This is a genomic window from uncultured Neglectibacter sp., from assembly GCA_937958185.1.
Classification (GTDB): domain Bacteria; phylum Bacillota; class Clostridia; order Oscillospirales; family Acutalibacteraceae; genus Acutalibacter.
Genome location: CALFFN010000022.1, coordinates 208,325 through 229,360, shown reverse-complemented (window position 1 = coordinate 229,360; position 21,036 = coordinate 208,325). Strand labels below are relative to the sequence as shown.

20 protein-coding genes are annotated in these 21,036 nt (G+C 58.3%); 16 read left to right on the top strand and 4 right to left on the bottom strand.

Going from position 1 to position 21,036, the window contains the following annotated elements:
• Positions 1–318: 318 nt before the first annotated feature.
• The 11 genes from ispD to AB8996_RS07935 all read left to right on the top strand — a co-directional run bounded on the left by ispD (position 319) and on the right by AB8996_RS07935 (position 11,226).
• Positions 319–1,509, top strand: a complete 1,191-nt coding sequence (ispD, locus tag AB8996_RS07985) for a 2-C-methyl-D-erythritol 4-phosphate cytidylyltransferase (RefSeq protein ID WP_369298449.1) — start codon at positions 319–321, stop codon at positions 1,507–1,509.
• A gap of 107 nt (positions 1,510–1,616) precedes the next feature.
• The gene (locus tag AB8996_RS07980) at positions 1,617–1,844 is read left to right on the top strand and encodes a DUF3343 domain-containing protein (protein ID WP_369298448.1); all 228 of its coding nucleotides are present in this window, start codon (positions 1,617–1,619) and stop codon (positions 1,842–1,844) included.
• On the top strand, positions 1,841–3,019 hold the full coding sequence (locus AB8996_RS07975; RefSeq protein WP_369298447.1) for an aminotransferase class V-fold PLP-dependent enzyme: 1,179 nt from the start codon (positions 1,841–1,843) through the stop codon (positions 3,017–3,019). The genes AB8996_RS07980 and AB8996_RS07975 overlap by 4 nt, the downstream gene beginning before the upstream one ends.
• A 201-nt stretch (positions 3,020–3,220) precedes the next feature.
• Positions 3,221–4,138, top strand: a complete 918-nt coding sequence (gene cdaA, locus AB8996_RS07970; RefSeq protein ID WP_369298446.1) for a diadenylate cyclase CdaA — start codon at positions 3,221–3,223, stop codon at positions 4,136–4,138.
• A gap of 3 nt (positions 4,139–4,141) precedes the next feature.
• Positions 4,142–5,581, top strand: a complete 1,440-nt coding sequence (locus tag AB8996_RS07965) for a YbbR-like domain-containing protein (RefSeq protein WP_369298445.1) — start codon at positions 4,142–4,144, stop codon at positions 5,579–5,581.
• Positions 5,582–5,665: 84 nt separating this feature from the next.
• A complete protein-coding gene (locus tag AB8996_RS07960; RefSeq protein ID WP_369298444.1) occupies positions 5,666–5,860 on the top strand; it encodes a DUF951 domain-containing protein in 195 nt (64 codons plus the stop codon).
• Positions 5,861–5,920: 60 nt separating this feature from the next.
• Positions 5,921–6,985 (top strand): peptide chain release factor 1, encoded by a 1,065-nt coding sequence (gene prfA / locus AB8996_RS07955; RefSeq protein ID WP_369298443.1) that lies wholly within the window; start codon positions 5,921–5,923, stop codon positions 6,983–6,985.
• Between the two features lie 54 nt (positions 6,986–7,039).
• Entirely contained in the window at positions 7,040–8,695 is a 1,656-nt protein-coding gene (locus AB8996_RS07950) for an L-threonylcarbamoyladenylate synthase (RefSeq protein ID WP_369298442.1), read from the top strand.
• Positions 8,692–9,246 (top strand): lytic transglycosylase domain-containing protein, encoded by a 555-nt coding sequence (locus AB8996_RS07945; protein ID WP_369298441.1) that lies wholly within the window; start codon positions 8,692–8,694, stop codon positions 9,244–9,246. The genes AB8996_RS07950 and AB8996_RS07945 overlap by 4 nt, the downstream gene beginning before the upstream one ends.
• A 144-nt stretch (positions 9,247–9,390) precedes the next feature.
• Positions 9,391–10,803 carry an aminopeptidase gene (locus AB8996_RS07940; RefSeq protein WP_369298440.1) on the top strand — a complete coding sequence of 471 codons (1,413 nt, stop codon included), beginning with the start codon at positions 9,391–9,393 and terminating at the stop codon, positions 10,801–10,803.
• Positions 10,804–10,839: 36 nt separating this feature from the next.
• Entirely contained in the window at positions 10,840–11,226 is a 387-nt protein-coding gene (locus tag AB8996_RS07935; RefSeq protein ID WP_369298439.1) for a VOC family protein, read from the top strand.
• Between the two features lie 77 nt (positions 11,227–11,303).
• Here the strand turns inward: AB8996_RS07935 and AB8996_RS07930 are convergent, their stop codons facing one another.
• Both AB8996_RS07930 and AB8996_RS07925 read right to left on the bottom strand, forming a co-directional pair.
• Positions 11,304–12,062 carry a heparan-alpha-glucosaminide N-acetyltransferase gene (locus AB8996_RS07930; protein ID WP_369298438.1) on the bottom strand — a complete coding sequence of 253 codons (759 nt, stop codon included), beginning with the start codon at positions 12,060–12,062 and terminating at the stop codon, positions 11,304–11,306.
• On the bottom strand, positions 12,059–12,547 hold the full coding sequence (locus tag AB8996_RS07925) for a cytidine/deoxycytidylate deaminase family protein (protein WP_369298452.1): 489 nt from the start codon (positions 12,545–12,547) through the stop codon (positions 12,059–12,061). Before AB8996_RS07925 ends, AB8996_RS07930 begins: the two co-directional genes overlap by 4 nt.
• Positions 12,548–13,157: 610 nt before the next feature.
• Between AB8996_RS07925 and AB8996_RS07920 the strand changes: the two genes are divergently transcribed.
• The 5 genes from AB8996_RS07920 to AB8996_RS07900 all read left to right on the top strand — a co-directional run bounded on the left by AB8996_RS07920 (position 13,158) and on the right by AB8996_RS07900 (position 18,742).
• The gene (locus AB8996_RS07920; protein ID WP_369298437.1) at positions 13,158–15,341 is read left to right on the top strand and encodes a hypothetical protein; all 2,184 of its coding nucleotides are present in this window, start codon (positions 13,158–13,160) and stop codon (positions 15,339–15,341) included.
• Positions 15,338–16,207: a 16S rRNA (adenine(1518)-N(6)/adenine(1519)-N(6))-dimethyltransferase RsmA gene (gene rsmA, locus AB8996_RS07915; RefSeq protein WP_369298436.1), complete on the top strand. Its 870-nt coding sequence runs from the start codon at positions 15,338–15,340 to the stop codon at positions 16,205–16,207. Before AB8996_RS07920 ends, rsmA begins: the two co-directional genes overlap by 4 nt.
• A gap of 91 nt (positions 16,208–16,298) precedes the next feature.
• Entirely contained in the window at positions 16,299–16,484 is a 186-nt protein-coding gene (locus tag AB8996_RS07910) for a hypothetical protein (RefSeq protein WP_369298435.1), read from the top strand.
• Positions 16,485–16,650: 166 nt separating this feature from the next.
• A complete protein-coding gene (locus AB8996_RS07905; protein ID WP_369298434.1) occupies positions 16,651–17,136 on the top strand; it encodes an RNA polymerase sigma factor in 486 nt (161 codons plus the stop codon).
• Complete coding sequence (locus tag AB8996_RS07900; RefSeq protein ID WP_369298433.1) at positions 17,123–18,742, top strand: hypothetical protein; 1,620 nt, start codon at positions 17,123–17,125, stop codon at positions 18,740–18,742. Before AB8996_RS07905 ends, AB8996_RS07900 begins: the two co-directional genes overlap by 14 nt.
• A gap of 72 nt (positions 18,743–18,814) precedes the next feature.
• On the opposite strand, the gene AB8996_RS07895 is transcribed toward AB8996_RS07900, so the two are convergent.
• Positions 18,815–20,440: a hypothetical protein gene (locus tag AB8996_RS07895; protein WP_369298432.1), complete on the bottom strand. Its 1,626-nt coding sequence runs from the start codon at positions 20,438–20,440 to the stop codon at positions 18,815–18,817.
• Positions 20,421–20,924, bottom strand: coding sequence for an RNA polymerase sigma factor (locus AB8996_RS07890; protein ID WP_369298431.1), 504 nt, complete (start codon positions 20,922–20,924; stop codon positions 20,421–20,423). Before AB8996_RS07890 ends, AB8996_RS07895 begins: the two co-directional genes overlap by 20 nt.
• Between the last annotated feature and the right edge of the window lie 112 nt (positions 20,925–21,036).

Genomic DNA, 21,036 nt, shown 5'->3' with positions numbered 1-21,036 from the left:
AATCCTAAAAGAAAAGAGTATAATATATAGAAAATCTCGGTCGGGTTGGTGATTTGTGCCCAGTACCTGGAGGGTTCGCGAGTAAAAAGTGGGGAAAAAGAAACCTTTCGGTCGGGCGGAAAGCTTGTGTCCCGCACCTAGAGGGTTCTCGAATAAAAGTCTGAATGAAAGCGGAAACCTTCGGTCGGGCTGGTGATTTACATTCCGTGCTAAGAGGTTTCACGAGTAAAAGTCTGAATGAAAGCGGAAACCCCCGGTCGGGTTGGTGATTTGTGCCCAGTACCTGGAGGGTTCACGAGCAAAAAAAGGAGGAACACGATGGAAAAGCAATTCGGCGCGGTGGTAGTGGCAGCGGGGAATTCCAGCCGCATGGGTGGGGGACGGTCCAAGGTGCTGGAGCGCCTGGGCGGCAGACCCGTGCTGCGCTGGTCGCTGGAAGCTCTTGCCGCAAGCCCGGAGATCGGTGAGATCGTGGTGGTCTGCCGGGAAGAGGATTTGCCGGAAATGCGGCAGGCTGCCGCCGGGCTGTCACTGCCCGTCCGCTTTACCGTTGGCGGAGCGGACAGACAGAGCTCTGTCCGCCGGGGGGTGGAGGCGCTTTCAGAGGAGCTGGAATATATGGTGATCCATGACGGCGCCCGCCCGCTGGTCACGCCGGAGGTGATCGGACGCGTCTGCCGGGACGCGCTGGAGCACGGCGCGGCAACGGCTGCGGTGCCCTCCAAGGACACCTGTAAGCTGGGGGAGGAGTTTGTGGAGGAAACGCCGCCCCGGGAAAAGCTGTTCGCCGTCCAGACCCCCCAGGCGTTCCGGCGGGAGCTGTACTGGTACGCCCTGAACAGGGCGGAGGAAAGCGGCAGCGTGTACACTGACGACTGCCAGTTGATCGAAGCTGCCGGGGGCAGGGTGAAGCTTTCCGAAGGGGACTACCGCAACATAAAGCTCACCACCCCGGAGGACATGCTTCTGCTCCGGGCGCTGGTGGAGGACAGGGGAGACGAGGGTGTGGAGCCTGAAAAGCGGGTCCCTCAGGTGCGGATCGGCTATGGCTACGATGTGCACCGTTTGACGGAAAACCGAAAATTGATTTTAGGCGGCGTGGAAATTCCCTTTGAGCTGGGGCTTCTGGGGCATTCCGACGCCGACGTGCTGGCCCATGCCGCGGCGGATGCGCTGCTTGGCGCAGCCGCGCTGGGTGATATTGGAAAGCTGTTCCCCGACACGGACCCGCGGTTTGAGGGGGCGGACAGCCTGGAGCTCCTTTCCCAGGTGTGCAGGCTGCTTCGGGAAAAGGGCTATTCCATCGGGAACCTGGACTGCACCCTCGTTGCCCAGCGCCCGAAAATTTCCCCCTATATCGGGGAAATGCGCAGGAATCTGGCGGCTGCCTGCAAAACGGACGTGGACCGTATCAGCGTAAAAGCCACCACCGAGGAGGGTCTGGGCTTTACCGGCAGCGGAGAGGGCATGGCGGCCTCCGCCGTGGCGCTTCTGGAAAAGAACGGATAGGGGACGTCCGCACCGAAAATCACCTTGCGCATAAAATGGGATAAGCATTGCCCCTTTTGTCAGGGAGTGCTACACATTGTTTTTAGAAAGCGACGAGGTGATTTTTTATGGGCAAGCCCCTCCTTATGGTCAGCTCCGTGACTTACGCCATGAAGGCAAAGGAGCTTTTGAGCAGGCACGGTATCCGGGGCTATGTAGAGCGCATCCCCCGCACGTCGGAAACGGGCTGCGGCTATGGCGTGTACGTCCCCCAGGGGGCGGACGCCGCCGAGAAAATTCTGCGGGATAACAATATCAGGGTCCTGGGCAGATTGGAACAGGATGATGGCGGATGATCTATCTGGACAACAGCGCCACCACCTATCCCAAGCCGCCACAAGTGCGGGAAGCCCTGCTGCGGGCGGTCCGGGATTTCGGTGCGAACCCAGGGCGGAGCGGCTATGAAATGAGCATGCGCACCACCCGGGCGGTGTACGAGTGCCGCAGGTGCGCCGCGGAGCTGTTCGGCGCCGCCGGACCGGAATGCGTGGTGTTCCAGCCCAGCTGCACCCAGGCGCTGAACCTGGTGCTGAAGGGCAGCCTGAAAAGCGGCGACCATGTGGTGGTGTCCGATTTGGAACACAACGCCGTCATGCGCCCTCTGGTCGAATTGAAGAACCGGGGCGTGACCTATACGGTGGCAAAGGTGACCCCCGCGGACAGCGACGCCACCACCGACGCCTTCCGGCAGGCGATGAACGCCAATACAAAGCTGGTGGTCTGCACCCAGGCGTCCAACGTCTTTGGCATTCGCGTTCCAGTGGAGCGCATTGCCGCCCTGTGCCATCAGTACGGGGCGAAGATATGCGTGGACTGCGCCCAAAGCGCGGGCATTCTCCCCATCAGCCTTGCCGACAGCGGCATCGACTATCTCTGCTGCGCGGGGCACAAGGGGCTGTACGGTCCCATGGGCACGGGAATGTTGATTTTCCGCGACCCGCAGGATAAGCTGGGCACCCTTATCGAAGGCGGTACAGGCACCCAGTCCCGCAGTATGCTGCAGCCCGACGACCCGCCGGAGCGGTACGAAAGCGGCACGCTGAACGTGCCGGGTATCCTGGCGCTGCGGGCAGGCATGGAATTTGTGAAAAAGAAGCGCCCGGAGGTCATCTGGCAGGAGGAAATGAGAAAAACAGCGCTGCTGTATGACAGGCTTTCCAAAATACCGGGGGTCAAGCTGTATACGGAAATGCCCCGGCAGCCCTGGTACGTGCCCGTGCTGTCCTTTACGGTAGAGGGAATGCCCAGCGAGGCGGTGGGGGAGCAGCTGGCGAAAGCCGGCGTTGCCGTGCGCTGCGGGCTGCACTGCGCGCCCCTTGCCCACGAAAAGATGGGAACGCTGGAAACGGGCACGGTGCGGGTCTCCCCCTCTGTGTTTACCAGAAAAGAGGAAATGGACGCCTTGACCATGCGGGTAAAGGCGATCTGCCGGAATACGGCTCCCGGAAAAAAGAATGTGAAAACTTCCTGAAGAAATTGAAAAAAACCTTTTATTCGCGGTTCCGTTGTGATAAAATGAATGCAAAGCAAAGCGATCCCCGGGTCGAAGGGCTGGGGTGTGGGATACCTCCCTTTTCCAGAACGGCCGGCGCGTTCTGCGCCCCATGAACAGGAAAAGGCCTTGACCCCGCGATACCGGTATCGGACCGGGCAGAATTTGAAAAGGAAAGGAATGACAGCATTGGACGCAGTGATGGACTCGTTGGCGCAGATGGGGCAGACGATCCTGAACCTTGCCCGCCAGTTCACTCTGAAGGACGCGGTAGATGTTCTCATCGTAACGGTCTTGCTGTACGGCGTCATCAAGCTGGTGCGGGAGACCCGCGCCGGGCAGCTGGTGAAGGGGATCATTTTTCTGGTGATCCTGTTCCTGCTCTCTTCCTGGCTGAACCTGATGATGGTGAATGCGATCCTGCATTCCTTCTTCCAATCCGCCTTTATCGTGGCGGTGATCCTGTTCCAGCCGGAGATACGCCAGGCGCTGGAGCAGGTGGGGCGCAGTAAGGTGGGGCAGTCGCTGGCAAGCGCCGTGGGCGTCAAGGAAAAGGACCACGACAAAGCGGAGACCCGCCGGGCGATCGACGGCGTGGTGGAAGCCACCGCCCTGCTGCAGCAGATGCGCATGGGCGCGCTGATCGTGTTTGAACGTCATACCAAGCTGGGGGAGATCGCCGCTACAGGCACCATTGTAGAGGCTGATCCTTCCGCCCAGCTTATCTCCAACATATTCTTTAACAAAGCCCCCCTCCACGATGGGGCGATGATCATTCGGGGCGGCAGGGTCTATGCCGCCGGCTGTATCCTGCCCCTGACCGCCAGCGACAGCGTGAGCGCCGATCTGGGCACACGTCACCGGGCGGCTTTGGGCATGAGCGAAAATTCCGACGCGGTGGTGGTGGTCGTTTCCGAGGAAACGGGGCAGATCTCCATTGCCATGAACGGCAAGCTGACCAGGAATTATAACCGGGTCAGCCTGGCGGAAATGCTGGAAAAAACCCTGATCGGCGTCACGGGGAAAGCCCCCTCCGGCGGCAAGGGCATTTTGGGAAGGCTGGGCTTCGGCTCGAATTCCTCCAGAAAGGGGGAGTAAGGCGTGGACGAGGAAAAGAAGAACCCGCAGGAAGGATCGGATCAGGGTTCGGCGGAAAAGAAAACAGGGCGCAGAATGTTCAGCCTGAACGGTATTTTCTATCACAATACCTTTGTGCTGATCTTCTCCTTCTGCGTGGCGCTGATCTTCTGGTTCGTGCTGGCGGCGGGAAATGAGAACACCAACCGCATCATTCCCGACGTGCCCATCACTGTTAAGCTGTCTGCCGCGGCGGAGGAGGGCGGCTTCCGGGTGTTCAATATGTCCTACAATACGGCGGACCTTGAGATCGCCGGCAGCAGCCTGATCACGAACAAGCTGTCCGGGGAGGATTTTGAGGTGTCCGTGAACCTGAACCTCACCTCCACCAAGCTGACGGGCAATACCCTGCAGAAAGCCACGGCGCAGGTGCGGGCGGAGAAGAAAAGCTCGATCTCCGACTACAATATCGTGTCCATCAATCCCGAAGAGATCACGGTGGAATATGACCGCTACAAGGAGGTCACCTTCCCCATTGACCGCGAGGAGATACAGTACAGCGCCGATCCCAATTATTATCCCGGCACGCCCACGTTCTCCGCGGAAAGCGTAACGATTTCCGGTCCTGAATCCTCTGTGAACAAAATCAGCCGGGCGGCGGTGAGCTATACCCTGAACGACCCGCTGAAGGCGGACGCGTCCTTTACCTGTCCGGTGCGGCTGTATGACCAGAACAATCAGGAGATCAGCGATATTTCCTCCCTGTATCTGGAAATGGACGTGGACACGGTGGACGTGGTGATCCCCGTGCTGAGCAAAAAGACGGTAAATATCGTGGCGTCCACCGTGCACCAGCCAAAGGGCTTCTCCGACGCCAGGATCACAGTAAGCCCCGCCACCATTGATATCGCGGGCGCTTCCGATGTGCTGGCAGGGATCAGCGAGATCCAGCTGGATACCCCCATTGATTTTGCCGATCTTGACATTTCCCAGAAGAATACCTTTACCATGGATATCCCTCTCCCGGCGGGAGTAAGGAACCTCAGTGCTGCCGGGGAAAATACCGTCAGCCAGGCGACTGTGACCGTCAATCTGGCAGACTTCCAGGATTCCAAGGTAACGGTTTCCTCCGACAATTTCCAGATATCCAATAAGCCTGTGGGCAAGGACGTGACCATCAACACCCAGTCTCTGGAGGTTGCCCTGATGGGCTCGGAAGCACAGATCACACGGTTGACCGGCGACGCGCTGTCCGTGCAGATAGACCTGACGAACTTTGCCAACCGCACCGGCAGTGTGGAGGTGCCCGCCACCATTGCCATTACCGGCAGCGGCTCGGATTCCTGCTGGGTACTGGGCAAGTATACCGTGTTCCTGCAGATTTCCGACAGAGCCTCCAATCAGGCGGACGCGCCGCTCGGAAAGGGTGAGTCCGACGCGCTGGTGGCAACGCCGCAGGAGTAGAAGCACAAATTTTATCGCATAACTTTGGTAAGGGGAGCCGCAGGCTTCCCTTACCTTTCCCTATTGAAAAACAGGAGGTTGCCGATGGACGTTCGGGTAGGAGATATCCTGCGCATGAAAAAGCCGCACCCATGCGGCTGCTATGAATTTTCCGTGCTGCGTTCGGGTATGGATTTTAAGATCAAATGCTGCGGCTGCGGGCGGGAGGTCATGATCCCCCGGCTAAAGTGCGAAAAAAACATCAAGAAGATTTTGCGGGAAGAAGCGGGGGAACCGTAGCTTGGCTGTGTGATTTCGCGACAAGCGACTTTACTTTACACAGAAAGAGGCTGATTTCCCATGTTTGAAAATCTTCAGGCATTTGAGAACCGATTGGAAGAACTGAATTTGAAGCTGTACGACCCGGCGACCTCCGCCGACCGGGAGTTGTATGCTGCCCTGATGAAGGAATACAAAGAGCTGGAACCCATTGTGGAAGCCTACCGCGCTTACCGGCGCTGTGAAAGCGCCGCCGCAGAAGCCAGAGAGGTGCTGGAGGAGTCTTCCGACCGGGAGCTGCGGGAGCTGGCGCAGGCGGAGCTGAAGGAGAATGAGGAGGGCTTAGCCCAGTGGGAGGAGCGCATCAAGCTCCTGCTGCTGCCCAAGGACCCCAACGACGAAAAGAATGTGATCGTGGAGATACGGGGCGGCGCCGGCGGCGAGGAAGCGGCGCTGTTCGCCTATGACCTGTACCGAATGTACACCGCCTACGCGGAAAGCAGGGGCTGGAAAACGGAGATCGTGGGGCTGAACGAAACGGAGCTGGGCGGCTTTAAGGAAGTGAGCTTCCTGATCGACGGCGCGGGGGCGTATTCCCGGCTGAAGTTTGAAAGCGGCGCCCACCGGGTGCAGCGTGTGCCGGAAACGGAGACCCAGGGGAGGATACACACCTCTGCCGCCACGGTGGCGGTGCTGCCGGAAGCGGAGGACGTGGAGGTGGATATTGATCCCAAGGACCTGCGCATCGACACCTTTCGTTCCAGCGGCGCCGGCGGGCAGCATATCAACAAGACCTCCTCCGCCATTCGCATCACCCACCTGCCCACGGGTATGGTGGTAGAATGCCAGGACGAACGCAGCCAGTACAAAAATAAGGATAAGGCAATGAAGGTGCTCCGCGCCAGACTGCTGTCCCAGGAGCAGGAAAAGGTCAGCGCCCAGGTGGCAGAGGAACGGAAAAGCCAGGTGGGCAGCGGCGACCGCTCCGAGCGTATCCGCACCTACAATTTTCCCCAGTCCCGGGTGACGGACCATCGGATCGGCTTGACGCTCTACAAGCTGGAGGAAATATTAGCAGGAAATCTGGATCAGATCATCGACCCGCTGATTGCCGCTGATAGATCGGCAAAGCTGGAGGAATCCTGAGCTTTTGCCGGAGCTCCAAGTCCTCTAGCCGGCGCGCAGTATCGGAGAACTACTATGAATACATTACTTCTAAGCGGACAGCATACAAATGATATCAAAACAGCGGGGGAGCTTTTGCGCCGCGGCGATGTGGTGGGTATCCCAACGGAAACTGTTTACGGGCTTGCCGCCGCCGCCACGGACCCCGAAGCAGTGAAAAAAATTTTTGCCGCCAAGGGCAGACCGGCGGATAACCCGCTGATCGTCCATATCGCGGAGCTTTCCCAATGGGCACCGCTGGTGCGGAAGATCCCCAAGCAGGCTTTGCGGCTGGCGGAGCGCTTCTGGCCCGGACCGCTGACCATCATTCTGGAAAAGTCCGATCTGGTCCCCGTGGAGACCAGCGGCGGGCTTTCCACCGTGGGGGTGCGGTTCCCCTCCCACCCGGTGGCGCAGGCGGTCATTCGGGCGGCAGGCGTGCCGCTGGCAGCCCCCTCCGCGAACCGCTCCGGCAGACCCAGCCCGACCACATTTTCCCATCTGTGCGAGGATATGATGGGGCGGGTAGCGGCTCTGGTCGATGGCGGCGATTGCAGCGTGGGGGTGGAATCCACTGTTATCACGCTGGCGGGGGAACGCCCCAGACTGCTGCGCCCGGGCGGTGTGACCCTTTCCCAGCTGGAAAGCGTGCTGGGCGCGGTGGACGTGGACCCCGCGGTGCTGGACCGTTTGCAGGAGGGGGCGCAGGCTGCTTCTCCCGGCATGAAATACAAGCACTATGCCCCCCGGGCGCAGGTCACGCTGGTGGACGCTTCCCCGGAGGAGTATTCGAGTTATGTAAACCAGCAGAACGATTGCCACGGGGGAGAAGCGGAGCCAAATGGCTGCTATGCCCTGTGCTTTGACGAGGACATTCCCCTGCTGAAGCTGCCCTGTTTCAGCGTGGGCAGCCGGTACGACGGCGAAAAGCAGGCGCATTTGCTGTTTTCCACGCTGCTCCGGCTGGACGAACGGGACGCAAAGCAGGTCTATGCCCATATGCCCTCCAAGCGGGGGGTGGGGCTGGCGGTGTACAACCGCATGATCCGCGCGGCTGGCTTTTCCGTAGTGAACCCTTGGCGCCATTTTGTGGTGGGGCTGACAGGACCCAGCGGCGCGGGAAAATCCACAGCGGCAGCGGTGCTGCGGGAAGCCGGCTGGGCGGTGATAGACTGCGACGCCCTCACCCGCAGCGAAGCGGTTTACGACAGCGGCTGTCTTTATGAGCTGCAGCAGGCTTTTGGAAAAGATATCGTGACGGCAGCCGGGCTTGACCGCCGCGCTTTGGCGCAGAGGGCGTTTGCCACGCCGGAGAGCAAAAGAAGGCTGGAAGAGATCACCTTCCCGAAAATCCTGTCCGCGGTGCGCAGAGAGATCGCAGCTGCTTTTTCCGCCGGAAAGCGGGTGGTGGCGCTGGACGCCCCTACGCTGTTTGAAGCGGGTCTGGACGATGCCTGCGCCAGGATTTTGGTGCTTACCGCCCGGTCGGAGGAGAGGATCGCCCGCATTTGCGCCCGGGACGGTATTTCTGAGGAGCAGGCAAGGCAGAGGCTTTCCGCCCAGCACAGCGAAGAATTTTTCGCCGGGCGGGCGGATTGGGTGATAGAGAACCCCGCAGGGTGCGACCTGTCCGCCGCCCTTGCCCCTGTCATCGGGGAATTGCAGATAGAAAACGGAGATACTGCGCTATGAAAAAAGGACGCATCGTGCTTGCCGCCATTGTGCTGATCGTGACCGTATTGGGTGTTTTCGCCGGACCCTCTCTTGTGGAAACGGGCTGGCGGCTGCTGTACCCCCGCCCCTATGAGGAGCTGGTGCAGCGGGAAGCGCGGGAATTTTCCCTGGACAGCAGCCTGATCTACGCCGTCATGCGGACGGAAAGCCGGTTCCACGCGGAAGCAAAGTCCCACGCCGGGGCGGAAGGACTGATGCAGCTGACCCCTGCCACCTTCCAGTGGATCGCCTCGCTCTATCCTCCGGAAAACGGCGGCGAAAACGTGCTGGACCCCTCGGACAATATCCATTGCGGCTGCGCGCTGCTGCGGCTGCTGCTCAATGAATTTGGCAGCCTGGACGTTGCCCTGTGCGCCTACAACGCCGGAATGGGCAACGTGGAGGCGTGGCTTGCAGAAAGCAAATATTCCCACGACGGGGAGAACCTTCACACCATTCCCTACCCGGAAACGGATTCCTATGTGAAAAAGGTAAAGAAGGCCATGGAGCGGTACGAAGCGCTGTATTGACTGTGAAATCCCTTCTCCATGCAGGAAAGCGGTTGACTTTTTGCAAAAAGGAGAGTAAAGTTACCCTTGGACCTGGAAAATTCAGGAGCCCATAAATCCCGGGCTTACCTGGAATTTATCTGAAATAAAGAAAGGAAGATTCCTATGGCAAAGAAAGTGGAAAAGATCGACGCGAAAGAGCTCTCTAAGCAGCTTTTGAACGACCGTACCCACGGCGTGAAAAAAGCCGGCGCCGCTGAGATGAAGAAGGCGGACAAGTTTGCCGAGGGCTATAAGGCGTTCCTGGACGAGGCGAAGACTGAGCGGGAGTCGGTAGACTACGCTGTCAAGGCTGCGGAAGCCGCCGGGTTCGTGCCCTTTGACCCCTCTCACAAGTATAAGGCGGGGGACAAGGTATACTACAACAACCGCGGCAAGGCAATGTGTCTGGCGGTGATCGGCAAAAAAGGCTGCAGGGAGGGCGTCCGCATTGCGGCGGCGCATATCGACAACCCCCGCATTGATTTGAAGCCCATTCCGCTGTATGAGGCAAATGAGCTGGCTCTGCTGAAGACCCACTATTACGGCGGGATCAAGCATTACCAGTGGACGGCGATCCCCCTGTCCATGCACGGCAAGATCGTGCGCAAGGACGGGACGGAGATCACCGTAAACGTAGGCGATAAGCCTAGTGACCCCCAGTTCACCATCACCGATATCCTGCCCCATTTGGGCAGGGACCAGATGGGCAAGAAGCTGGGCGAAGCCTTCACCGGCGAGGACCTGAATATCCTGGTGGGCAGCCTGCCTTTGGAGGATGCCGAAGGCGAGCAGCTCTTTAAGCTGAATGTGATGAAGATTCTGAACGAGCAGTACGGCGTGGTGGAAAGCGACCTCATCTCCGCGGAGATTTCCTTTGTTCCCGCTTTCCGTGCTGCCGATATCGGCTTCGACCGCAGCATGGTCGGCGCTTACGGTCATGACGACCGGGTGTGCGCCTATCCCGCTTTGGAAGCGATCTTGAACTGTAAGACCCCTGAGCGTACCGTGATCACCTGTCTGGCGGACAAGGAGGAGATCGGCAGCGTGGGCAACACGGGTCTCTGCTCCGAATATCTCAACTATTTTGTGGCTGATCTGGCAGCTGCCGAGGGCTTGGAGCCCCGCCATGTGTGGTCTGCTTCCAACTGCCTGTCTGCCGATGTGACCGCGGCATACGACCCCACCTATGCCTATGCCTATGAAGTGGGCAATTCCTGCTATCTGAACCGTGGCGTGGGCGTTGCCAAGTATACCGGCTCCCGGGGCAAGGGCGGCAGCAACGACGCCTCCGCCGAGTTTGTGGGCTGGGTGCGCCGGATTTTGGACGATGCCGACGTGGTATGGCAGATCGGCGAGCTGGGCAAGGTCGACCAGGGCGGCGGCGGAACCGTGGCGCTGGATATCTCCCGCCTGAACGCGGACGTCATCGACATCGGCGTGCCGGTGCTTTCCATGCACGCGCCCTTCGAGGTGGTCTCCAAGCTGGACGTTTATATGGCGTACAAGGCGTTCAAGGCTTACTTTGAGGCGAAGTAAGAGAAAAGCGCTCTTGTATGATGCGGGGGAAAACGCATGAAAAATTATACGCAGGTCTATGTGAAAAACAGTCTGGAAGCGGCGGCGTTGTATTGCCGGGCTTTCGGCGCGGAGATCACATTTGAAATAAAGAACCGCGATAAAACCGCGTATGAGCATTGCGAATTATCCGTAAACGGCGAAGGCTTTCTGGCATTGGCTGAAGCGGAGAACCCCTGCGACGTAAGCCTTGTCCACAAATTGAAGTGGGAGACGATGACCTTCAACGTCTTTGAAATGGGAAGCAGGGAAGCGGTCGATCAGGCGTTTCGTGCCCTGAGCGACGGCGGCGCAGTTCTGCACCCCATTCACTCGCTTCCATGGAGCGAATACTGCGCAACGGTGATAGATAAATTCGGCGTATGCTGGTGGATCTCCATTTGACAGGCGCGGTATTTTTCCAGAACACATGAAATTGAAAAAACGGATACGGCTGTAAAAAAGCCTGTATCCGTTTTGTTTTATTTCAGATAGGACAAAAGGAAAAAGGTTCCCAGCAGCACGGGCTGGTGCAGAAGATAGATGAGCAGGCTGTGCCGCCCCAGAAAGGACAGGGGCGCAATGCCGGGGCGTAAGCGCTCCATTGCCTTTTCACGCGGGGAAAGGAGCTTCCAGAGGAAGTATCCGGCGGCGTAAAGGAAAAACCATGGGAGCAGCGGGAAGTAGTCGGCGGAGAAAAAGGTGGGGGAGGGAAATCCCAGCAAAGCTGCTAAATTCGTGTCAGAGAGGAAATCCGGCAGCACGATTGGCCGGTCAAAGGGCAGAGAGCCACGGGACAAATTCCGCGTCAGGAAAAGCAGGAGCAGGGAAACGCCCAAGCCTGCCGGGGCGGGAATGCTCCAGTGCAGCCGGTCAAAGAGCCGTTTCAGCCCCGTGAGCAGCAGCGCCGACAGCCCCAGCAGCGTCAGCACACCGTACTGGATCAGCTCCGAGGGCATGAAAAAGTAGGTGATCAGTGTGATGGCAGCCCCGCAGCCCACCAGGACCAGCCCGTGCCGCAGAGGGTGGTGGGAAAAGCTCCAGCAGAAGCCGGAAAGGGCGATAAACGTCCAGCAAATGCTCTGCTGCCAAAGATAGCCCGGCATATCGTCCAGCCACGGGACGGGCACGCCGATGATATTTACCAGATCATACACCCCGTGAAAGCCGATCATGCTGAGAAGGCACAGCCCCCGCAGGGTGTCCAGCGCGCCATAGCGGCTGCTTTTTGGGGCGCTCAATAGCCCAGCACCCCTTGCAGGGATTCGTCGTCCCGGACCCAATCGGCAACGTAGATGGTGCGGTAATGCTCCCCATCGTCCCGGACGATGACCTTCTCAATGCCGGCGTTTATCACCATGCGCTTGCACATGGAGCAGCAGGTGGCGTCCTTGACATACTCGCCATCGTCCACGTTCCTGCCCACCAGATACAGGGTGGCGCCGATCATGTCCCGGCGGGAAGCGGAAATAATGGCGTTTGCCTCCGCGTGGACGCTGCGGCACAGCTCGTACCGCTCCCCTCTGGGAATGCCCATTTTCGTCCGCAGGCAGTAGCCCAGATCGGAGCAGTTTTCCCGCCCTCTGGGCGCGCCCACATAGCCGGTGGAGACTACCTCGTCATTTTTTACGATCACGGCTCCGTACAGCCTGCGCAGGCAGGTGCCCCGCAGGGCAACGGTTTCCGCCAGGTCCAGATAATAATTTATTTTGTCGCGCCGCTTCAGCTTTTCCATAGAACAGCCCCCATATGTAATTTGTTTTGCGGTCATTACCGTAGGCACCAAAGGTGCGTTGATATCGTGTGTCCATCGCCCATTATTCACAGCACAAACCGGGCGACAAATTGTAGTTTAGCGGTTGCCGGAGAAACCATTTTCCATAGCTTCTGCTTTCGCACATTTAGATCCCTGCCTTTTCGATTATGCTGCCGTGTGCGATTTTTTCTTTCTTCGGTGGGGGACTTCGTCCCCCACCTTCCCCCTGATAAAGGGCAGATAGCCTGCGGTTTTCCCATCGGGAGTGAATAGAACTTTTTTCTCCTCCGTTATTTCGATTTTACGAGATAGAGGAACGAGAGTTCTACGATAATTGCGCGTTACTCATTTCTCATTTCTCATTGCTCATTTCTTGCGTGCTAAACTAAAATTTGTATAATAGCCGCTTTGCGGTTATTATACAACAATTTCCCCGGAAGCGCAAATTTTCAAAAATGCCTGGGCGGAGCAAGGCGTTTCGGCGCATTTCCCACAAAGCGGCTTTACTTTATTCGGCAGGACGGGTATAATGGGCGTAGAGCGACCCTCTCCGCCGGGAATCCTGCGGCGGAGAAAACGCATGAGGAAGAAAGGGGAGGAAACGATCTTGACGGAAGCGTACTGGTTGATTTTCTTTTTCCTGCTTTCTTCTCTTTTCTTTTTTGCGTTCCAGCTTTGCGGCGTGCTGATGGCGCGGCGGCTGCTTCCGGGAGAAAGCGGCGGCGTGCGGCTGCTGCTGGGCAGTGTGCTGGGCAGCGTGCTGCTGCAATGGTGCCCTGTTCCCTTTTCTTTCTTTTTGGGGTTCACGGCGGCGTCCAATCTTTGCGGGCTGGGGGCGGCGGTGCTGCTCTGCGTCCTCTGCCTTGTGGCTTTCAAAAAAGGAGAGCGCGTACCCCTGGGCTTTTCCGCCTTTCGGCGCAGGAAATTCCTGTGGGCAGCCGCTGCGGTGCTGCTGCTGTTTTGGGCGCTGGTGTGGCGCTCCTTCCGCTTGGAAAACGGCAGGATATTTTCCAGCCAGGCGACCTACGGCGACATGAGCATGCACCTGAGCTTTATCACCAGCATTGCCAGGCAGGGCGCGTTCCCGCCCGGTTACCCGCTGCTGCCGGGCTTCCGGCTGTCCTATCCCTTTTTGAGCGACAGCATTTCCTCCTCCCTCTATCTCCTTTACTATCTGGCAGAGGGGTTGACCGGCTGCTGGGACATTGCGCTGAAATGGTCCTATTTCCTGCCCATGGCGGTCGCCGGGGCGCAGGTGCTGTTTGGGGGCTATCTGTTCATGTCCCGGCTGTTAGGGTCGGCGAAAAAAGCGGCGCTGGCATGGATTTTTTTCTTCCTGAACGGCGGCTTCGGTTTCCTGTATTTTCTGGGCAGCAGGGAAGACTTTTTTCGCATTTTTACAGATTTTTACCAGACCCCCACCAACTACGTGGAGGGCAATATCCGCTGGGTCAATGTGCTCGTGGACATGATGCTGCCCCAGCGGGCGACGCTGTTCGGCTGGGCGGTGCTGTTTCCCACCCTCTATCTCCTGTACCGGGCGGTATTTGAGCAGGAAAAAAAGTATTTTCTCACCGTTGGAATTTTGGCTGGGCTGCTGCCCATGATCCATACCCACTCCTTCGTGGCGCTGGCGCTGTGCTGCGGCGTTTGGCTGCTCGCTTCCCTGCTCCGGCAGGCGGACTGGGAACGTCAGGCTGCCCGGGTGGGGAAATGCCTGCTGGTTTTCACGCTGCTGGTGTTCTGCGTTTTGCAGCACTATGCCAAGGGCTCCGGGCAGATAGGATCCGCCGGGCTGTTGTGGGCAGCCTGCATTCTGGCAGGGATTTTCCTGCTTTTCCTGGGGTGGCTGCTCTGGAAAGCGGTGCGGGCAGGGGAGGGCAAAGCCCTTTTGACCACCTGGGGCGTGCTGCTTCTTGCCGCCTGTGTGCTGGCGCTTCCCCAGCTCTGCTTCTGGACCTTCCGTCAGGCGGGCACCGGCGGGTTTATCCGGGGGCATTTCGGCTGGGTCATCGGAGAGGACGAATACCTTTGGTTCTATTTGAAAAACCTGGGGCTGGCGGGGGTGCTGGCGCTTGGGGGCGTCCTGACCGCCAGGAGCGGTCGCTTTATGAAATACGCGCCGGCGCTGTTCCTCTGGCTGCTGGCGGAGCTTGTGGTCTTCCAGCCCAACAATTACGACAACAACAAGCTGCTCTATGTGGCGTATCTCTTTTTGTGCTGCGCCGGAGCGGAGTGCTTCTTCCGGCTCTTGGACTTTATCCGGCTCAAAGGCGTAAAATGTGTTCTTGTGGGGCTGACGGTGGCGGTCTGCTCCTGCTCCGCGGTGCTGACCGTCGGCAGGGAATGGAACGCCCGGTATGAAATTTATGGAGACGGGGCGATCGCCCTCAGCAGGTTCGTGGAGGAAAACACCGCCCCCGATTCGCTGATCTTGACGGATACCCGGCACAATAACGAGATATGCACCCTTGCCGGGCGGAACATCGTCTGCGGCTCGTCCTCCTATCTCTACTTCCACGGGCTGCCCTTTGGCAAGTGGGAGCATGCCGCCGGGCTGATGTACGAGCACCCGGCGGAGAACCCGGGGCTGTTCCGGGAATACGGGGTGGATTATGTGCTGGTCAGCGATTTCGAGCGCTCCACCTATGAGGTGGACGAAGGGTGGATCGCCGCCCATTTCCCAAAAATATACGATGACGGGGTGCGTGTGTTGTACGACGCGCGGCAGGAAAAAACAGACGGAGAAAAGGAGCGGTCATGAGCAGGCTTTCGGATATTTCCTATATCAAAGAGGTGCTGTCCCGCCACGGGTTCCAGTTTTCCAAAGCCATGGGGCAGAATTTTCTGGTAAACCCCGGCGTCTGCCCCAGAATGGCGGCGGAATGCGGGGCAGAGGACTGCGCCGGCGTGGTGGAGATCGGTCCCGGCATGGGCGTGCTGACCTGGGAGCTGTCCCAGGTGGCGAAAAAGGTGGTGGCGGTGGAGCTGGACCGCCGCCTGTTCCCAGTACTGGAGGAAACTTTGTCGGGCTGCTCCAACGTGGAGCTGGTGGAGGGCGATGTGCTGAAGCTGGACCTGGCGCGGCTCATCGAAGAAAAATTCGGCGGCGGGGAAATTTGCGTCTGTGCCAACCTGCCCTATTACATCACCTCCCCGGTGCTCATGCGCCTGCTGGAAAGTGATTTGCCTTTACAGAAGATCACCGTGATGGTGCAGAAAGAGGCGGCGAAGCGTATCTGCGCCCAGCCCGGCAGCCGGGAGTGCGGGGCGGTCAGCGCTTCCGTGTGGTACCACAGCCGGCCGGAAATCCTTTTTCCCGTCAGCAGAGGCAGCTTTTTGCCCCCGCCCAATGTGGATTCCGCCGTCATTCGGCTGACACTGCGCAGGACGCCGCCGGTAGAGGTGGGAAACAAGGAGCAGTTTTTCAAAGTAGTCCGTTCCGCTTTTTCCCAGCGCCGGAAAACCGCTGCCAATTCCATTGCCGCCGCCGGGCAGTACACCAAAGGGCAGGCGGAACAGGCGCTGCTTGCCGCAGGGGCGCCGAAAAATGCCCGTGCCGAGCAGCTTACCCTGGAACAGCTGGCGGCACTTGCAAACGCGCTGGAAATTGAGTATAATAAGTGTTAAATACTGGATACTGAAAAAGAGTGTGCTCTTTTGTCCCGTCCTTTCTAACAACTAACAACTAATGACTAACAACTAACATCGGGGGTTTTTCATGACGGACGTAGAAAAAAGGCTGTATCGTCTGCTGATCGGGGCGGACGCTGTCGCGATCCTGATCAGCATGGTGGCAGGTCCGCTGGACCGCACTGCCATCGCGCTGGGAGCTGCCGCCAGCGCCATTCTCATTTCCCTGTGCCTGCTGGGGTACGGGCTGTATTTCTGGCCGAGAAGGCGGTAAATCGGAAAGAAACAGGAGGGACGTCCACGGGGCGTCTCTTTTTCTTTTCGGCGGGTTTCAAAAATTTTTTCCGGGCGCAACCTTTTGGGAAGATACAGGGTATTCAGGGCAGAAGCGAAAACCGGTTTTCACGATCTTCTAAAACAGAGGAAAGGGGAGAACTCCTATGAACGAGCCGTTGGAACGGGCGGAGCAGGTCATCAGCAGGCATTCGGATATGGTATATAAGCTTGCCTTTGCCCAGCTGAGGAACCGCAGCGACGCCGACGATGTGTACCAGGAGGTATTTCTCCGATATGTGCGCAAGGCTCCGACCTTTGAAAGCCCGGAGCACGAAAAAGCATGGTTCCTGCGGGTGACGCTGAATTGCTGCAAAAAGCTGTGGGCTTCCCCCTGGCGGCGGCACAGCGTCCCGCTGGAGGAAAGCATTCAGGCGGATATGCCGGAGAACCACTATTTGACGGAAGAATTGAAGAAGCTGCCCTTAAAATACAGCGCGGTGCTGCACCTGTTTTACTGGGAGGATATGACCGTGGACGAAATCAGCGCTATGCTGGCGCTGCGTCCCGGCACGGTGAAATCCCGGCTTTCCAGAGGACGGGAGCTGCTGCGGAAACGGCTGAAAGGAGAGAACGATCATGTTGGAACGTGACTATAAAGAATTGATGGCCCAGGTAACGCCCTGTGCCGCCCTGCGGACGCAGACCGCGGAGCGTATGGCGGAGGAAGAACGGAAAAGGACTGCCGCGCCCCGTGCCCGCGGCACGAAGCGCCTTGCCGCCGCGGTGCTGGCGTGTGTGCTGGTCCTGGCGGTGTCTATGACGGCGCTGGCAGCGTTCCCCGGCTTCCGGGAGCTGCTGTTTGGGGAGAATTCCCCGGTGGGCGAAAGCCTGACCCCTGTTACAACGGTCAGTGAGAAGGACGGGCTCCGCCTGGAGGTGCTGGGCGCCATGAGCGATAAGAGCAACGTGATCGTCTATTTTACGCTGCAGGATACGGAGGGTGAGAACCGATTGGGCTCGGATATGTACCTGAGTGTCTTTGCCAAGCTCAATGGGGAATACCCGGAAGAAGCGTGGGAGAAGACGCAGGACAACGGAAAGAACGACTATGCCTCCGTGCTGGATTATGACCCGGAGACCCAGACGGCTTTCTGCCGTTATGAAATGACCACCGGCGAGAAGCACGATGTCACGGGGGCTGCCGGCGGGGAGTATGACGCCACAGGGGCTTCGGTTCAGCTGTGGTTGGACCGCATCTGGTACCAAACCCGGAGTGACTTTACCACGCTGGAGCTTTCCGGGGTTCCCTTGACCGGGGAGACCATGCCTGTGGCGTACTATCAAACTTGGTTCACGGCGCTGAATGACCAGGGGGAACAGTATATGAAAAAGGACGGTCTGCTTTCCCCGGCACCGGACGGAGAAGCCACCGGCCTTTTCAATGATTTCCGTGGAAACTTTGACGAGAACGGCAGACCTGTGGTATTGAAGCCCGGAGAACCGCTGCTGGAAACCGAGGACGGCAGCGCTGCCGTGACCGCGGTGGGCCTTCTGGACGGCAAGCTCCATATCCAGACCAGAGATCAGGCTTGGAGCAAGGGCGACCTTAACGGAACAGTGTGCTTTGCAGACGTCAGGCTTGCGCCGCTGGGCGAGGGACAGGCGCTGGAAAAGGAGCTGGAGAAGCACCAGATCGGGCGCTGGGTAGACCCGGAGCTGATGGAAAAGCTTGATCGTTTCAGCTCGGGCTATGGCAACCACTTCACGATCGATGAGGAGGGGCAGGTCATCTGGAACGCATACGCCATGATCGATGCGGGAGAAACTTATTATACGGAAGCGATTTTTGAGATCGGTTCGGCGGAAGAACTGGCGCAGTACGATTGCCTCGTGGAATTTAGAGAAAATAAGGGAATGACAATAGACCTGCGCACGGAGGAATTTTCCACTGTCGGCGAGCTGGCAAAAAGCACCGCTTCCTATCACGGCCTGCAGGCGGGCGATATTGCCATCGACACGTTGGATATCACGGCGCTGGGCGTGTACGCCAGCGGGTGGAACAGTGACATGAAGAAAATCAAAACGCTGGAGCTGGTCTGCGGCGGGGAAAGCTATCCCTACAGTATCAGCTACAACAATAACTATGAGCGGGAAGACATGAGCTTCACCATGAAATTCATCAGCGACGGTGTGCCGGTAGAGCCGGAAGCCGTTACTGCCGTCCGTATAAACGGCGAGGAGATCCCGTTGAGCTGACCGATCAGACAGTAGAAAAAGCACAGGCAAAAGCCCGGGGAATTTTCCCCGGGCTTTTGCTGCTGGCTTTCGCTATTTTGTAAGCTCTGTTTTTATTCCGTTGATTTCCACCGCTGTGATCGCTTCCACAGGGATTGGCGCGCCTGTTGAGGTAAGCTTGAGGGTAAGCTCGTCTTCATCGGAGCTGGGGAGCCTGATATCGTTGTCGTCGCCGATGAGGCAAAGGGGATAAGAAGCGTCATTGCTCCAGAGCCGGATCGATTTCAGACCGCGCAGCTCTCCTTTTTTGCCGGAAAGAACGACCCCGATAGGCGTGACGCTCATTTTGTCAATAGAGATGCCGCCGCACTCGATCGTGCCGAAATCCGTTCCTCCGGCGGGCAGGCTGTCTGTCAGGTCAAAGGTGGCGGTAAGCTGGGCGCGGTGTGTTTTATGCCGATAGGCGGAGAAATAGAAATCGTAATCGTCCAGCTCGCCGGGAGAAATATCAAACACATATTCCTGATAGCGCTCGCCGCCGGTTTTTCCCCACTGCACCTCTCCGCTGCCGCTCAGGTCAAAATAACTGAAGGCAATCGTGGGCTGCTTGTAAAGAGCTGCTTCACTGCCATCGACGGAAGCCGAAATATAGCGGTTCTTTTCCTGAATTTCAGAAATGCCCGCGCCTTTGTCGGTACAGTAAAGTGCGGTGTCCGCTGTGGAACTGCCGGAGTGCCGCAGCTGGATATGGAGCCTGCCGCCCAGAAAGCCGACCTTGGTGATCGCCGCGCCGCCACCGATGGAGACAGGCTCCCCGGGGGTCAGCACGGACAGGGTCCCGTTTTCATCGTACTGGTACCGCAGGGCTTCCTCCGCTGCTCCCACGTCCAGCTCGCCCAGCAGCTCCTTTTCCTTTTCTCTTGCCGCAGAATATTCCTCCGGGGTAAGGAACCCGCTTTCTTTGGGGGAAATGCCTTCCAGCGCTTCGGGGGAGACATAGCTTTGATAAAATTTTGCGACCGGGGTGGTTTCATCGGAAAGTTCAAACAGGGAAAGGTCGAGCTTTTTCCTGTCCACGTCGGGCTGGGAATTGACGATACGGTCAACGGAGAGCTTTACCCTGGCGTTTTCCGCATTGTAGGCACCGCCGCTTCGGGCGCCCTGGAACCACGCCGTGTCGTCAGGGTCGCCGGTCAGCATGGTAAAACGGTAAAGCGCGGTATCGGTTTCCGAATCAAAGCCAACGGCTTCCGCTTTGCGCACCATGCCGCCGTACATATTGTTCAGCAGGTCGTCCGGCGGGTACTCCCCGTTCAGCTGTGCGCGGGGGCTTACAACGCTGCTTGCCGTGACCCGCCCCTGCCCGGCAGTGTCCCGCAGGGTAAAGTAGGCGGTAAAGCCTTTTTCATTTCCCATTGCGCCCAGCACCTCTAATCGGAGCCCGTCCTCTTCGCTGACGGCGGCGACAGGGTTCAGGCTTTCCGCCACAGGGGACTGTTTTCCAAACAGCAGCTCCCGAAAGCCGGGAAATGCGGAAGCCAGCGCCGTGACCGACAGGGTCAGCACCAGTGCCGCCGCAAAAGCTGCCGTTACGAAGCGCTTCCACTTTTTGGTCGGGTTTCCCTTTCTGCCCGTTTCCATGCGCCGCAGGGTTTCGGAAATCAAAAGGGGGCTGGGAAAAAGCTTTTCGTTCATGGTTTTATATGTGTTCTCCAACATAGTCGTTTTCCTCCTCTTCCAGCAGTTTTTTCAGCCTTGCTCTGGCTCGTTTCAACCGCTGCCGCGCCGCCGCGGGCTGACAGCCCAGCGCCAGCGCCATTTGCTCGGTCGTCATATCCTCCCAGTAAAAGAGGTGCAGCACTGCCCGGTCCTTTTTCGGCAGCTTTTGCAGCTGCTCCCGCAGGTGCGTTTCCTCAGCGTCCCATGCGGGCAGGTTTTCCGCTTCCTCCAGCGCGGTGCGGCGCCTGCGGAAGGGGGAGCGGAACAGGTCCCTGCAGCAATTCAGCGTGACCCGCAGCAGCCATGCTTTTTCGTGCTCCCGTCCCTGAAAGACCGGCGCTTTTTCCACATATCGCAGAAACACCTCCTGGAACACGTCTTCCGTATCCGCAATATTTTGCAGCTGGGAAAACGCCAGACGGTACACTGCCGCGCCGTGCTCCCGGACAGCAGCTTCGCTGCGTTCCCGGTCGATTGCGTTCATCATTGAGCCTCCTTTCGTGTTGTAAGCAGTTCACCCTGTAAACGGAGCTGAGCAGGGAAATGTGACAAGGGAGAAAATAAAAAAAGACGGGAGAAACCTCCCGTCTCTTTGA

Bases quoted from the DNA above. Each gene is read 5' to 3' on its own strand.
- ispD (WP_369298449.1), top strand. From the start codon at position 319: ATGGAAAAGCAATTCGGCGCGGTGGTAGTGGCAGCGGGGAATTCCAGC.
- AB8996_RS07980 (WP_369298448.1), top strand. From the start codon at position 1,617: ATGGGCAAGCCCCTCCTTATGGTCAGCTCCGTGACTTACGCCATGAAG.
- AB8996_RS07975 (WP_369298447.1), top strand. From the start codon at position 1,841: ATGATCTATCTGGACAACAGCGCCACCACCTATCCCAAGCCGCCACAA.
- cdaA (WP_369298446.1), top strand. From the start codon at position 3,221: ATGACAGCATTGGACGCAGTGATGGACTCGTTGGCGCAGATGGGGCAG.
- AB8996_RS07960 (WP_369298444.1), top strand. From the start codon at position 5,666: ATGGACGTTCGGGTAGGAGATATCCTGCGCATGAAAAAGCCGCACCCA.
- prfA (WP_369298443.1), top strand. From the start codon at position 5,921: ATGTTTGAAAATCTTCAGGCATTTGAGAACCGATTGGAAGAACTGAAT.
- AB8996_RS07950 (WP_369298442.1), top strand. From the start codon at position 7,040: ATGAATACATTACTTCTAAGCGGACAGCATACAAATGATATCAAAACA.
- AB8996_RS07945 (WP_369298441.1), top strand. From the start codon at position 8,692: ATGAAAAAAGGACGCATCGTGCTTGCCGCCATTGTGCTGATCGTGACC.
- AB8996_RS07940 (WP_369298440.1), top strand. From the start codon at position 9,391: ATGGCAAAGAAAGTGGAAAAGATCGACGCGAAAGAGCTCTCTAAGCAG.
- AB8996_RS07935 (WP_369298439.1), top strand. From the start codon at position 10,840: ATGAAAAATTATACGCAGGTCTATGTGAAAAACAGTCTGGAAGCGGCG.
- AB8996_RS07920 (WP_369298437.1), top strand. From the start codon at position 13,158: ATGAGGAAGAAAGGGGAGGAAACGATCTTGACGGAAGCGTACTGGTTG.
- rsmA (WP_369298436.1), top strand. From the start codon at position 15,338: ATGAGCAGGCTTTCGGATATTTCCTATATCAAAGAGGTGCTGTCCCGC.
- AB8996_RS07910 (WP_369298435.1), top strand. From the start codon at position 16,299: ATGACGGACGTAGAAAAAAGGCTGTATCGTCTGCTGATCGGGGCGGAC.
- AB8996_RS07905 (WP_369298434.1), top strand. From the start codon at position 16,651: ATGAACGAGCCGTTGGAACGGGCGGAGCAGGTCATCAGCAGGCATTCG.
- AB8996_RS07900 (WP_369298433.1), top strand. From the start codon at position 17,123: ATGTTGGAACGTGACTATAAAGAATTGATGGCCCAGGTAACGCCCTGT.
- AB8996_RS07895 (WP_369298432.1), bottom strand. From the start codon at position 20,440: ATGTTGGAGAACACATATAAAACCATGAACGAAAAGCTTTTTCCCAGC.
- AB8996_RS07890 (WP_369298431.1), bottom strand. From the start codon at position 20,924: ATGAACGCAATCGACCGGGAACGCAGCGAAGCTGCTGTCCGGGAGCAC.